General features: G+C 35.7%; 16 protein-coding genes. 14 read left to right on the forward strand and 2 right to left on the reverse strand.

Translation table 11 applies throughout. The annotated features are described in order from the left end of the window. Positions 1-22: 22 nt before the first annotated feature. Entirely contained in the window at positions 23-1,306 is a 1,284-nt protein-coding gene (locus tag NQ503_RS02665) for a site-specific integrase (RefSeq protein WP_005424068.1), read from the reverse strand. A gap of 228 nt (positions 1,307-1,534) precedes the next feature. Here NQ503_RS02665 and NQ503_RS02670 point away from each other — a divergent pair, with 228 nt between their 5' ends. From NQ503_RS02670 to NQ503_RS02685, 4 genes are all read left to right on the forward strand, one after another. Then, positions 1,535-2,122 carry a poly(ADP-ribose) polymerase family protein gene (locus NQ503_RS02670; RefSeq protein WP_005424067.1) on the forward strand — a complete coding sequence of 196 codons (588 nt, stop codon included), beginning with the start codon at positions 1,535-1,537 and terminating at the stop codon, positions 2,120-2,122. After that, the gene (locus tag NQ503_RS02675) at positions 2,122-2,358 is read left to right on the forward strand and encodes a hypothetical protein (protein ID WP_005424066.1); all 237 of its coding nucleotides are present in this window, start codon (positions 2,122-2,124) and stop codon (positions 2,356-2,358) included. Before NQ503_RS02670 ends, NQ503_RS02675 begins: the two co-directional genes overlap by 1 nt. A 10-nt stretch (positions 2,359-2,368) precedes the next feature. Further along, the gene (locus NQ503_RS02680; protein WP_015543171.1) at positions 2,369-2,764 is read left to right on the forward strand and encodes a protein-export chaperone SecB; all 396 of its coding nucleotides are present in this window, start codon (positions 2,369-2,371) and stop codon (positions 2,762-2,764) included. A gap of 253 nt (positions 2,765-3,017) precedes the next feature. Beyond that, positions 3,018-3,203: a hypothetical protein gene (locus tag NQ503_RS02685; protein WP_154648322.1), complete on the forward strand. Its 186-nt coding sequence runs from the start codon at positions 3,018-3,020 to the stop codon at positions 3,201-3,203. Positions 3,204-3,505: 302 nt separating this feature from the next. Here NQ503_RS02685 and NQ503_RS02690 read toward each other — a convergent pair whose 3' ends face one another. Next, positions 3,506-4,879, reverse strand: a complete 1,374-nt coding sequence (locus NQ503_RS02690) for an AAA family ATPase (RefSeq protein WP_259893176.1) — start codon at positions 4,877-4,879, stop codon at positions 3,506-3,508. A gap of 279 nt (positions 4,880-5,158) precedes the next feature. Here NQ503_RS02690 and NQ503_RS02695 point away from each other — a divergent pair, with 279 nt between their 5' ends. From NQ503_RS02695 to NQ503_RS02740, 10 genes are all read left to right on the forward strand, one after another. After that, positions 5,159-6,088 carry an MBL fold metallo-hydrolase gene (locus NQ503_RS02695; protein WP_259893179.1) on the forward strand — a complete coding sequence of 310 codons (930 nt, stop codon included), beginning with the start codon at positions 5,159-5,161 and terminating at the stop codon, positions 6,086-6,088. Beyond that, positions 6,066-6,608 carry a hypothetical protein gene (locus tag NQ503_RS02700; protein ID WP_044925377.1) on the forward strand — a complete coding sequence of 181 codons (543 nt, stop codon included), beginning with the start codon at positions 6,066-6,068 and terminating at the stop codon, positions 6,606-6,608. The genes NQ503_RS02695 and NQ503_RS02700 overlap by 23 nt, the downstream gene beginning before the upstream one ends. A 20-nt stretch (positions 6,609-6,628) precedes the next feature. Then, a complete protein-coding gene (locus tag NQ503_RS02705; RefSeq protein ID WP_049940394.1) occupies positions 6,629-7,375 on the forward strand; it encodes a hypothetical protein in 747 nt (248 codons plus the stop codon). 498 nt (positions 7,376-7,873) lie between these two features. Further along, positions 7,874-8,374, forward strand: a complete 501-nt coding sequence (locus tag NQ503_RS02710; protein ID WP_005424053.1) for a nitroreductase family protein — start codon at positions 7,874-7,876, stop codon at positions 8,372-8,374. A 34-nt stretch (positions 8,375-8,408) separates the two neighbouring features. After that, positions 8,409-8,930, forward strand: coding sequence for a cysteine hydrolase family protein (locus NQ503_RS02715; protein ID WP_005424050.1), 522 nt, complete (start codon positions 8,409-8,411; stop codon positions 8,928-8,930). Between the two features lie 94 nt (positions 8,931-9,024). Then, positions 9,025-9,522 carry a nuclease-related domain-containing protein gene (locus tag NQ503_RS02720; protein WP_117640096.1) on the forward strand — a complete coding sequence of 166 codons (498 nt, stop codon included), beginning with the start codon at positions 9,025-9,027 and terminating at the stop codon, positions 9,520-9,522. A 186-nt stretch (positions 9,523-9,708) separates the two neighbouring features. After that, entirely contained in the window at positions 9,709-10,026 is a 318-nt protein-coding gene (locus tag NQ503_RS02725) for a PadR family transcriptional regulator (RefSeq protein ID WP_005424046.1), read from the forward strand. After that, positions 10,023-10,559, forward strand: a complete 537-nt coding sequence (locus NQ503_RS02730) for a DUF2812 domain-containing protein (protein WP_005424043.1) — start codon at positions 10,023-10,025, stop codon at positions 10,557-10,559. The genes NQ503_RS02725 and NQ503_RS02730 overlap by 4 nt, the downstream gene beginning before the upstream one ends. 170 nt (positions 10,560-10,729) lie before the next feature. Then, complete coding sequence (locus tag NQ503_RS02735) at positions 10,730-11,287, forward strand: RNA polymerase sigma factor (protein ID WP_005424038.1); 558 nt, start codon at positions 10,730-10,732, stop codon at positions 11,285-11,287. After that, the gene (locus tag NQ503_RS02740) at positions 11,284-12,468 is read left to right on the forward strand and encodes a DUF4179 domain-containing protein (RefSeq protein WP_259893192.1); all 1,185 of its coding nucleotides are present in this window, start codon (positions 11,284-11,286) and stop codon (positions 12,466-12,468) included. The genes NQ503_RS02735 and NQ503_RS02740 overlap by 4 nt, the downstream gene beginning before the upstream one ends. Positions 12,469-12,573: the final 105 nt, after the last annotated feature.

Here is a 12,573-nt window from a genome sequence, read left to right on the forward strand (position 1 = left end):
GACAAGGAAAATTTGGGTGAAATCAGTTGGCAAATGCTTTTTCCATGATACTCAAACTTTCCTCAGGAGTCAGGGGAGTGTATATGTACCCTAATGTGGTGGTGGTGTTGCTGTGGCCAAGGCAGGCACGAATCTGATCCAGAGGAAGACCAGCTGCGTTCAGGCGGCTTGCGTAAGTCTTTCTCAGTTTGTGGCTGCGCTTTACATCTGTACTGATGTGCTTGCAGGCATATTCCAGCATACTGTTAATTGATCGCAGGTTCAGGTATTTGCTTCCATATCCGAAAATGAAGTCATCAGGTTTTGCATCAGGAGCATTTGCTCTTAATAATTTGAAAATCTCCTGAGCTTTATGTACAACAGGAATGACACGTTCTGTATGAGTCTTGGTATGATCAAGCAATACATACACACCTTTTCTGCCTTTCTGACCAGGAAGAATAACAATCTGTCCGGAAGCCTTATACACATCATAATAAGGATTACTCAGTTCAGTGGCATCCATATGTACCATTTCCTGTACAATCGATATTTCCCATTTCTTCATGTCCAGATCTTGCCATCGAAGGGCGCACAATTCTCCGGCACGTAATCCCATCAAAAAATTGCAAACGATAGATAAAAAGCGCGGCTCGTGTTTCTTATCGTACGATTTCCACAGATCCTCAATAATTTTATGATATTCGTCGGTGTTGTAAACCTGAGTTTCGCTAGTTGGCTTGGATACCTGACGGAATTTAACAGTTACCCTGAGCTCCGGAAATGGGTTAGTAGCAATATATCCATGGTCTTTCGCATACTCAAACATCTGTTTTGGAATGGTTTTTATCGTCTGCCAGGCGTGACTGGATAAATTATATTTTTTGATCAACTGGTTGGCCCAGGAATTGATATCCGAGACCTTGATTTCCTGTAAGGGAATCTGAAAGAAATCAGTTCCGTCAAAAAATCTTTTCCAGTGTTTTCTGTGAGCACAGATAGTATTAGGGCTGTCAGTGATGGTTCTTTTATAATCCAGCCATTCCTCAAAAATATCCTGCAGGTAAGTGGAAGTGGATTCTATATAGTAAGGCTTTAATGCATCCAACAATTCACCAAGAGTTTTTCTTTGAATACGCTTGTTATAATCCTGCGGGTTTGCGGTGTACCAGGCATCTCTTTTTTCGTTGTATAAGATTTTGTACTTGTGAAGTTTTTCTACTTTTTTTCTGGTTAGCATTTTTTCAATGTTCGCTACCGTTTCATCATCAATTGTATCATTGAAAAAAAGATTTTCCAGTCTTGATTTCTTTTCTTCAATCTGCATAGTTCATCACCTTTTTATCTTTAATATGTGATTTTAAGATGCAGGGTGTCTGAAAAAGGAAGGTGCTTTTCACTTTAGTTAATAAAAATAAAGTGCTGATTGGATGGAAATGAGATTGCAGAGCTTGCTTGAGCGTGGTAAAATATATAATCATATCTGTATTGAATAAAATCTGAAATTGAGTTACTTAAAAAGTGACGTTGATAAAAATCCAAAAGAGAGTAAAGAATGAATGAAATAGGATATCATGGAACCTGTTCAAAACATAAAGATAGTATAGAAAGTAATGGATTTGATCCTGCGAAATGCAACTATCGTGCTGATCATTGGCTGGGACAGGGAGTATATTTTTTTGACGATTATGAGAAAGCATTATGGTGGTCTGCAACAGCTGCTTTTCATAATAACGATTTTGGAAGAGTGATTTTTAAGGCGACTATAGAAGCACCAGATGAAGAAGTATTGGATTTGGATGATAATAAACAATTGGATGCATTTTTCACGGAGGTTATCCAATGCATAGATGAAATAGAAAAAGATTGTTCTGGAAATATGCCTGTATTTGATGATAAAAATTTTCGTGCTCTTTTCTTTGATTATTATAAGCAAAAAAAGAATATCGCTGTTATTACCAGAACATTTCAGAAAGATTATGCAGGTTATACAACGCGAAGAAACAAGAAGGATAAAGAATTACAGAAGAAAATAATGAATATTACAGGCCTTGGATTTAATGAACGTCAAATTTGTGTTTCAAAAAAAGAATGTATTAAATCAACAAAGCTAATATATAATGAAGAAGAAGAGGTGATTTAATGTTAGATAAAGAATTGTTCTTTTCATTGTGCGAGAAGTATAATGTTGAATTGAGTAAAACCGCTAAAACTCCTATGATAAGAGATGCAGAGGGAGTGCATGCAATTACGGAGGAAGATGTAAAACAGATTTTGACGCCGCCTCAGAAGTATTTTGATTATTCAAATAACAACATTAATACAAGCAATGTAAAGCCAGAGTTTGATTTTATGGATGATTACGCAACTGCATGCTAGGAGAAAAAATATGGAAGTCAGATCTAAATATGAAAGTGCTCTTATTTTAGACAAAATTGAAATTATAGAAAGTAGCTTTAGAAAAAAAGATGGATCGTTAGATGATCTGGAGTTAGGAGTTCAGGTTGATCATAGTCTGAATAAAATCGGTGATGATAAGTTTGAACTTATTCTTACAACTAAAGTTGCAGATCAAGATGAAAAAGTATGTGTTTGGGTAAAAGGAAGAGCAATATTCAATACTCAGCAGGAAAACATGAGTATTCTTGAAAGAAATGCTATTGCTATTCTGTTCCCATATATTAGAAGCTATATTTCTACCATAACAACTCAGCCGGGAATGGCACCTATCTTATTGCCGGCAATGAATATTGTTGCGATGCTGAATGATCAAAAGAAAAATTAACAGAAATGCTGTTGACATCAGTATATGATTAGAGTAAAATTCAAAGAAAAGAAACGGGTTTGTTACCGTACGGCTATTGCCTAGGCGGGGTGCTCGTTTCTTTTTTTATTTGTAAAATTTAGTTGTTGACAAAAAATCTGCATGCTACTATAAATTTATAGATGTTTATAATCAGAAATGAAGCACGTGTGCATGTGTTTTTTATTACTGTTAATCTTAATGACTATAACAGTGTCGTTAAATCTCCGGGAAAGTGCCGGATATTAACGAAAAAATGCCAGATAGTGCCGATGAAGTGCCGGATACTACAGGAAAAGTACCGGATAGTGCCGATAAAGTGCCAGATACTACAGATAAGGCGCCAGATAATGTGCAGGAGATCTATAAATATGTATTGGAAAAAGGCTTCATTGTTCATTACAACAGATACGGCAGTTGAGATTTTGGGAGTAAAATATCGTAGAGCAAGAGCAGTTTTACTGAGCATGGTTGAAAAAAGAAGGTGTTTCACGAAGTACGATTTACGTAAAAATACGGAAGAGAGATAAGGTGGCATGGCCATAGACAAAATAATGCAATTCTTCTCCAATTTGTGGAAGATTCCAGACTGTAGACAAACTTGGTGTTTGGTGTTATGATTCCAATACCATTTTAATATAAGAAAAGCCCACAGCATCGCTATGAGCTTTGTCTACAGTTTTATGTAGGGACATTGTCTTAGCATAAGTTGTTTGAAGAAATTTACATTCTGTCTTGTGCAAGAATATTTTGTATTTTTTCTTTATTATAAAAAGGAAGAACATTTTTTAAAGTTCCATCAAACATTGCAGCATATACTTTTTTGTCTGCGCGTAGTTGATATTTTTCTAAAGGATTAAGGATGGATTCACCATCTGAATTTTTTAAAATAAAGCAGATTTCATCATTTCGAAGAATCTCAGCTGCTAATAAACGTGATTCATGACTTGTGATGATTAACTGGGTATTTCTTTCTGAGGCCATTTGAAGGAATAGTTCAATAATGCGAGTTGTCATTGCTGGATGAAGACAACGATCAATTTCGTCTATGACAAAAATATGGTCATCAGAAACTTTTAGTAAAATTTCTATTAAATCCAATAAGCGTGCGGTACCATCAGATTCCTCTTTTAAATTAAAATAGATAGATTTTTTTTCGTGACTGAATTCTATTGTTTTAATAATAAGGTCATTTTCTTCATTAAGTTCAAATGTGTAAAATTCTTTATAGGAACGAAGCATAATGGGAGAAGGGGCTGTTTTGCTTTTGGCCTTTCTTTTTTCTAAATCAGAAATAATTTTATTAAACAACTTATCTGGTATTTTGGTTTTTATGATTTCTACAGGGACTTCAACAATTTTTAAGTCTGATATGCCTGTTCCCAATGCATTTAAAAGATTGGCAATTTCAGTAAGATTTGAATTTGAAAAATAAGGATACCCTGTGAGAATACTGTTAGGATTGCTTACTGTTAAATGCTTTCCAAACCAATAGTATACTTTTTTGAGAATTTTTAATTCCGGTGTATCTTCATACATTTTGGCTTTTCCATGATTGATAATGGAAAGAAAAAGTAATTCAGAATCTGCTATACTGTCTTCGCCATACATTTCTAACTTTTCAATTCCGTTAGAATCTTGAAAATAATCTCCAACAACGAAGGAAGCATCCAAAAGATTACGTGTAAAAAGTAGCTTATGAAGATTATTTGTTGTAAGCTCGTAGAGATATTCGCTCTGAATAGATCCGGTTTTTAATAAAATGGAAAAACCATAAACCATACGTTTTCCATCAAGAAGTAATTCAATCTCAAAAGAAGAAGGTTTGGATTGATTAGAAGGATTTTGTCTAAAATATTTATTAGTAAATCCGTTTGGCAGTCCGTTTAAGACCATGGTTTGAATGAAGTCGAAAGCTTCTGTAAGATTAGATTTTCCGGAAGCATTAGCACCGAAAATAGCTTCACATTTAGTTAATTTTAGTTGTTTGTCTTTGTAAATTCGATCAGAATATTTTCGAGTCTTTCCGGCTTCCATGGAAAAAGTCTGTTTCTGATTAAAAGATAAATAGTTTTCTATAGAAAATTTAATTAGCATAATAGTTCACCTCATCTTACATATAATACTTAAAAAAAACGAATTTGTCAATTTAATGACAAAGATTAAAATGATAATTTAATAATAATTGCTATATAAATGAATACTAAAAACGAAAAAATCGTTTTAAATACAAAAAAGATGTTGACATTTGAGAAAATTAATGATATTTTGTCATTAAAGCTGTTAGCACATGACACTGGTGAGTGCTAATGAATGCGGATGGCCATCCACGAAACTTGTTGAAACGGATTGTAAGATGTAAAAGGAGTTAAACGCATGAAACTTAAAGCATTAAGTAAGTACGATGGAGATGTAGACACAAGATACGGAGATTGTATTATGTTATATGATGATACATCGTTGATTGTATATGACTGTGGTCATAGCCGGCATGCGGAAGAGGTTGAAGATTTTTTGCAAAAAAAATTTTTAATTAAGCAGGTTTCTATTGTGATATCTCACAATGACAGTGATCACACAAATGGAATTTTGGATTTAATGGAGTATTTATATGAACATGGATATACTGTAACGGTATATTCTGCCTTATATCTGAAAAACACAAAGGAAATTTTGGATATTCTTGATGATAAAAGACGTACGTCAGAGAAAACAAAAGAACATATATTGGAAATGTTTAACAAAATACGTGAAATTGTTGAACAGGCACAGGAATATGGTTTTTCTGTAGAAAATGCAGAAGTAAACACAAAAATATTTTCTGGAACAATTGTTGGACCGACAGTAGAAGAGTTTACAAAAGTGGTTGCAGCAGCTGTTGAATCTGGAGAAGCCAGTACAAAAATTGATGGTGAAACCGTAATGAATGCTGCAAGTATTCAATTGAAAATAAAGTTGGAAACAGCAGATTTGATTTTATTGTGTGGAGATGCAACGCCAGAATATTTACATAATCTGGACATATATAATATTATTCAGCTTCCACATCATGGAAAACTTGAAAGTGCAAAAAAAATATTTGAGGCTTTGGAAGATTCACACAGTAAGGAGTATCTGATATCTGATAATACGGGATCAGGTGAAACTAGTGGTGGGTCAGATGATACTGTCGAGTATATGAAAGATGAGAGATATTCTCCTGCTTTAAGCACTAAAAATAAAATTGTAGACATTCCAAGCAGTGTTGCAACAGCGATAAGAGAAACCAGGAGGGTTAAGCTGGGTGAAATGGATAATAAGTGCTAGGTCAGAAATAGTTCGGAATCTTTCGGAATTGTATGCCAGAAGTGAATTTATTCAATTGGTCTCTAATTCTAGAGTAACGAATTGGGATATACTTCGTGACTTCGGAGGAATAGATAAGTTTTATGTATGTTTTACAGATGATGGAGTAAATGGGGTATTTGTTACTGGACACATTGAAGAGGTTATGGAACTGTGTAGATCAGAGCAAGTAGCTGACTGTGAACTTGTGATTGCAAATACTTGTATCTGGAATCAATTGAATGACAAAAGCATATTATATGAATTATTGAAAAAACATTCAGAAATGAAATTATGGTTTGCAAAACAGGAATTATCTTGTGAAACAAATTATTGGTTACGAAAAACAAATACATTGTCGGATGTGGGAACCTTTGGGTTTCCCACATCGAAATCTGAAAGAATATTATTTGAAAATCGAAGAAAAGGTTTTATGGTTGCTATTGAAAAAGCATTTGATAAGGTATCGCCTATACTATTACCGGCAGATTATAATACATGATGAGAGAAGGAAAATGAGTAGTGGATAAAATCTTAGCTATGTTAAAAAACTTCTGTGATGATTTTGTTTTATTTGGAAGGATTTTGCCTGTTATAATGGCAATGTTACCAGTAATTATTTATGGTATTTTTGAAGGATATATCACAAATAAAAAGGTGGCTATTCCTTTATATGGAGGGATTTTTGCTCTGATATTGATAGGTATGGAGAAGGTCGTACGAATATGGGGAAAGAATGTAGAAATTAAAATGTATGAAAAGTTAGGTGCTAAACCAACAACAATTGTTTTAAGATATTCGGATTCAACGATTGACATGCTTACAAAGACAAGATATCATAAATATATTAATGAAAAAATAAAAGATATGGATTTACCAATTATGGTCGATGATGAGAATGAGAAAAGTGATATCTTTTATGAATCTGCAATGAATTATCTTAGGAAATATGCAAATGCACATAGAGATTCTGAACAGCGAGTATATCAAGACTTAAAAGAGTATAATTTTTGGAGAAATTTATATGGCTGCAAATGGATTGCAATAATTATGTATGCTATTATTGCAGTGAGAGAATTGTGCTTAATTGACAATTTTAATGTTAGAGATATGTTTTTAAATATGTATCCAACCTATGTAATGTTTGTATTTATGATGATTTGTATAATGCTCATGTGCATTGTGGTGAATAAGAATATTGTAAAACAAAGAGCTTTCGAATATGCTAAGAGCTTAGCAGAGGTATGCGAAAGATTTGTAGAGGTATGAGTGATTTATATTTAGCTGAAGAATTGAAAGAAGAATATGATAGTAAAAACCTGTGACTTACCTGTGACAAGGGAAAAAACGGTAGCGGAAACCTCCTTTCTATGCGGGTTTAGGGGCAAGGGTGAAAGTTCGAATCCTCTAACGCACGTCATATAAAAAATAAGACTCAACGGAAATGTTGGGTCTTATTTTTTGTTCGAATCCGATCGGACTCGAACGGGTTCGATCTACATTTCATTTCGGTCGCTGCTGCGTGCCACCGGCACGCAGCAGCCTCTAACGCACGGTTCAGTGAAAAAAGGACTATCAAATATTCTTTTTAAAAAGATCCCCTCCGGTATAGTTAAAATGATTTTACCAAAAAAAACAGAAAAATACGATAGAAAAAACTGTTATTATGAAAAGCAATTGCGGATAAAGCGAAGATATTTGTTAGCTTTATAAAATATGCATGTTATAATAGGATCATCTTAAGTAGTAAGTAAAGGAGCATGCAATATGAACAGTATTTTTCACAGAATCAGCGTAAGAAAATATGAAGACAGACCAGTAGAAAAGGAAAAAATCATGGAGATTCTGAGGGCGGGAATGCAGGCACCGAGTGCATGTAACCAGCAGCCATGGGAATTTTATGTGGTGACAGATAAAGAAAAAATCCAGAAATTATCCAAAGTGACACCATACACCGGTTGTGCAACAGGGGCACCTGTAGTAATCGTTCCTGTATATCGTACAGAAGGGCTTGTGGCACCGTCTTTTGCACAGATTGACATGGCGATTGCACAGGAAAATATCTGGCTGGAAACAGATGCGCAGGGGCTTGGCGGTGTATGGTTTGGTATTGCACCAGTGGAAGACCGTATGGAAGAAGTACACAGACTCCTGGAACTTCCGGAAAATGTGAAGGTATTTTCTATGTTTGCACTGGGTTATCCGGCAGAAACAAGACCTCAGCAGAATCGCTTTGAGCCTGAAAGAATACATTTCATAGAAAAATAAAAAGTTATTACAGATAATAGAGGGAGAGAAATTTATGCAGGATATTTTAGTTGTGGTAGATATGCAGAATGATTTCATTGATGGCACACTTGGGACAAAAGAAGCTGTCGCAATTGTTCCCAAAGTAGAGGAGAAAATCAGAAATTTTAAAGGAACCGTTCTTTTTACACGAGATACTCATGAAACATGGTATCTGGATACTCAGGAGGGAAAGAAACTTCCAGTACCACACTGCATCCGGAATACAGAAGGATGGCAGATCAGAAGTGAACTGGATAAGCTCAGAAAAACGGAACCGATTGATAAAGATACTTTTGGTTCTACAGATCTGGCAGATGAACTGGTGGCAATGAATATCGATGATGATATAGGAAGTATTACATTTGTTGGTCTTTGCACAGATATCTGTGTGATTTCCAATGCACTTCTGGTAAAAGCATCTCTTCCAGAAATTCCGATCATAGTAGATTCTGCATGCTGTGCAGGAGTGACACCAGAAAGTCATGAAAATGCATTGAATGCTATGAAAATGTGCCAGATAGATATTGTTGGATAAAATGAAGGGCTGGCGCACAAGCAGTCTGCCGAGAGAATGGAAGGATAAAATTTTGAAATGTAACAGGGAAGGAAGATAGTATGAAAGAGTTTGTATGGGCAGTATTAATTGCTATATACCCAACCGGTCTGGTGATAAAATAGAAATAGACATGATAATGTTGTGTCAAAAAGGAATTTATGTAATAGAAAATAAAAATTATTCAGGATGGATATTTGGTGACGAAAAAAGTAAGAACTGGTGCGAAATACTGAAAGGAAAAAAATATTTTTTTTATAATCCAATAAAGCAAAATAAAAGTCATATTAAAAACCTGGAAAAACAGTTACAGGTAGGTGATGATAAGTACGTTTCGCTTATTACATTTAATGCGAATGCAAATCTAAAAAAAGTTTCTACAGAGAGTTCGGGTATATACGTGGTTGGATATAAGCAGTTAAAGAAGTTTATGAAAAAACAGACAGATAAGCCCGATATTTTAATTGATGAAGAAATAGAAAATATATATCAACAGCTTCTGCCGGGGACTAAACTCAGTGATGAGGAAAAGCAGGAACACGTAAACAGAATAAAACAACAGTATAAAAAATAACTATTTGACAAGAGGGAAACAGTGCAAATGACTCATGTTTCCTGAATATAAAGCCAGAGAATCAGTGAAAAAGTTGATTTTCTGGTTTTTTATTTTATATGTATTCAAATATATTGACAAGTACATCGAAGTGAGATATAACATGACTATCGAAGTACGATATATCGCACTGAAAGGAAAACACTTATGGATGCGCACATAAAAAAGGTTTATGTTCCCATGACGGAGACAAGCTTTTATATATTGTTATGTCTCCGTACCCCGAATCATGGGTATGGGATTGTACAAAAGGTAAAAGAGCTGACGGATAATGAAGTGGTGCTCGGTCCGGGAACCATGTATGGAAGCCTTTCGAAGCTGGAGAAGGATGGTCTGATTCATTTTATTCGGGAGGAAGACAAGAGGAAAATTTATGAGATTACAGAACTCGGCACAGAAGTTCTGGAGCTTGAACTGAAGAGAATCCGCAGGTTGTATCGGAATGCACAGGAGGTAACGAAATGAAAGAACTCAAAAAAGAATTTCGCTGGTTTAACATCATGGAGTACGAAAAAGAAGAAAATTACCTGAGTAAAAGACACCAGGAAGGCTGGAAATTCAAGAGAGTGACTTTCCCTGGTGTGTATACATTTGAGCGGTGTGAGCCTGAGAAAGTGATTTACCAGTTGGATTACAATAAAGAAGGAATCAAACACCAGATGGAATATGTGCGGATGTTTGAGGATTGCGGCTGGGAATACCTGACAGAGTTTGATGGCTATAATTATTTCCGCAAGCCGGCAGATAAGATGCAGCAGGAAGAAGAAATATTCTGTGACGACATCTCCCGCCTGGATATGATGAATCGGATTTTTATAGGAAGAGTAATTCCGTTGATCGTAATTCTTTGCGGTCTGATCTGGCAGCTTTATATATCTGCGACAGACCATAGTGAACGGGATTGGTTGCCGGTATTTATTGTATTAGTGATTATATACATTATTACTTTCCTACAGTTTGCAGTAAAATATTTTGCATTTCGGAAAAAGGTAAAATAATAGCATTCGTTTGACGAAGCATTAATAGAAAGAGTTCATTATCTGGGGAGCAATGACCTCAGGTGATGGACTTTTTCTGATTTTATAAAGAAATTTGAATTTTTTTGTTACCATTCAGGCTTTTTTACGATATATAGTATGAGTAGAAAAACGAGGAGGACAACCCGTAAATGAAAGACAATGAAATCATATCTTTGTTTGAGCTAAGGGATGAGCATGCGATTGAAGCATTGAGCGACAAGTATCATCCTTACTGCTATAAGATTGCCTGGAATCTGCTTACAAATAAAGAAGATTCGGAAGAATGCCTGAATGATACCTGGTTTTCGGTCTGGTCGCTGATCCCGCCGAAGAAGCCTTCTGTATTATCACATTTTTGTGGCAGGATCACGAGAAATTTAAGCATTGACCGCCTGCGCAAAAAATATGCTGACAGGCGCCCGGATTTGCACATGGCAGATGTCCTGGGAGAAATGGATCATTTAAGTGTTACTTATACTATTGAGGATCAGCTGGCGGAGAAAGAACTGCTGGAGATCATCAATGATTTTCTTGGAAAAATGAACGCAGAGGACAGAGACATTTTCGTGAGAAGATACTGGTTTTTTGATTCGATTGCAGCGATTGCCAAAAGGCATGCGATGTCCGTCGGAAGTGTGAAAATGAATTTATACCGTAGCAGGAAGAAACTGTTGAAGGTGTTAAAAAAGGAAGGAAAACACTTATGAAGAAATTCGATTTTTCAAAAGGATTTGGCAATATTGATCCGAAATATATCAGCGAAGCAGAGGGAGAATGGAAAGAAAAGAAAAATGTCTGGATAGCATCATTTTGGAGCAAACTGGCAGCAGCCTGTGTAATCCTGGCATTGATCTCCACTGTTTTATCGAATCCCAAAGTGCAGGCCGCGATTAAAAATCTTGCTTTATCCATAGGAGAAACTCTGGGATTTCAAAAGGAAATTGAGCCATATACGGAAGCTTTAAACATTTCCCAGACGGATCATGGAATTACTGCAAACATAAAAGAAGTTGTTCTGGATGAGGGTGTTTTGCTGTTCAGGGTGCATGCAGAAATTGATAATACCGAAGAAAATGAGAAGAAGAAAACTGCGAATATTTCATCTTTTAGGAATACGGGGATCACACTTGATATGGGTAAAACTACAATAAACGGACAGAAGCTGGATGAATATATGAATGCGGAGTATTCTCCTTATCCTGTAGATGATTTATTAGATGCAGATGCAGATAGCGATGAAAAGGAATATGACTGTGTACAGGAGTACCACTTTCATGCACCGACAGATCTCGGAGAAAATCCGGAGATACATCTTGTACTCAATGCGTTTGATTATGATGACTGGGAAAAATCAGTGGCAGAATTTACATTTGATTTTAACATTTCGCGTGAGAAAATTCTGAAGCAGACAACGAATAAAGAACTGGAAAATATTTCTGTCCAGACAGAAGAAGGTACGGTGACACTGAAAGATATTTTCCTGAACAAGTTACAGAGCAGTATCTCAGCAGACGTGCCGGAAAAATTGTTCCAGAAGTATGAAGTTGAGTTGCGTGGAACGGACAGCAAAGGAAATAAAGTACGGTATAAACTGAAGGATGATGCAGAAACGGAAGCCATCAGTCGTAACTGGAAATTTAAGACTGATTTCTGGAGAACTTATGGAAGTGCCGGAGATGATGAAAGACCGGAGATTCCAGATCCCGACAGCGAATACCTGGAATTACAGCTTTATCTGAAATCCGATGATATAATGGAAAGCAATATTACTGAAACGTATGATTTAGATGACGATACCTATGCCGAAGAAGAAGGAAAAGTGTACGATGTAGCAGATGATTCCGAATGGAAAGCTGTTGGAGAGAAGATACGGATTAATATCAGGTAAAGAGGATATTTTTTATCTGGAGTTGACAGTTCACATAATGAATTGCTGAAATATGCCAATGAGAAAATGAAAGGTTGAATGATTAATTAGTAGCTTTAAGTGTGG

This window comes from Blautia obeum ATCC 29174 (assembly GCF_025147765.1).
GTDB lineage: Bacteria > Bacillota > Clostridia > Lachnospirales > Lachnospiraceae > Blautia_A > Blautia_A obeum.

Excerpts from the sequence above, each read along its gene's own strand:
- NQ503_RS02665 (WP_005424068.1), bottom strand. The coding sequence starts at position 1,306 with ATGCAGATTGAAGAAAAGAAATCAAGACTGGAAAATCTTTTTTTCAAT.
- NQ503_RS02670 (WP_005424067.1), top strand. The coding sequence starts at position 1,535 with ATGAATGAAATAGGATATCATGGAACCTGTTCAAAACATAAAGATAGT.
- NQ503_RS02675 (WP_005424066.1), top strand. The coding sequence starts at position 2,122 with ATGTTAGATAAAGAATTGTTCTTTTCATTGTGCGAGAAGTATAATGTT.
- NQ503_RS02680 (WP_015543171.1), top strand. The coding sequence starts at position 2,369 with ATGGAAGTCAGATCTAAATATGAAAGTGCTCTTATTTTAGACAAAATT.
- NQ503_RS02690 (WP_259893176.1), bottom strand. The coding sequence starts at position 4,879 with ATGCTAATTAAATTTTCTATAGAAAACTATTTATCTTTTAATCAGAAA.
- NQ503_RS02695 (WP_259893179.1), top strand. The coding sequence starts at position 5,159 with ATGAAACTTAAAGCATTAAGTAAGTACGATGGAGATGTAGACACAAGA.
- NQ503_RS02710 (WP_005424053.1), top strand. The coding sequence starts at position 7,874 with ATGAACAGTATTTTTCACAGAATCAGCGTAAGAAAATATGAAGACAGA.
- NQ503_RS02715 (WP_005424050.1), top strand. The coding sequence starts at position 8,409 with ATGCAGGATATTTTAGTTGTGGTAGATATGCAGAATGATTTCATTGAT.
- NQ503_RS02720 (WP_117640096.1), top strand. The coding sequence starts at position 9,025 with ATGGGCAGTATTAATTGCTATATACCCAACCGGTCTGGTGATAAAATA.
- NQ503_RS02725 (WP_005424046.1), top strand. The coding sequence starts at position 9,709 with ATGGATGCGCACATAAAAAAGGTTTATGTTCCCATGACGGAGACAAGC.
- NQ503_RS02730 (WP_005424043.1), top strand. The coding sequence starts at position 10,023 with ATGAAAGAACTCAAAAAAGAATTTCGCTGGTTTAACATCATGGAGTAC.
- NQ503_RS02735 (WP_005424038.1), top strand. The coding sequence starts at position 10,730 with ATGAAAGACAATGAAATCATATCTTTGTTTGAGCTAAGGGATGAGCAT.
- NQ503_RS02740 (WP_259893192.1), top strand. The coding sequence starts at position 11,284 with ATGAAGAAATTCGATTTTTCAAAAGGATTTGGCAATATTGATCCGAAA.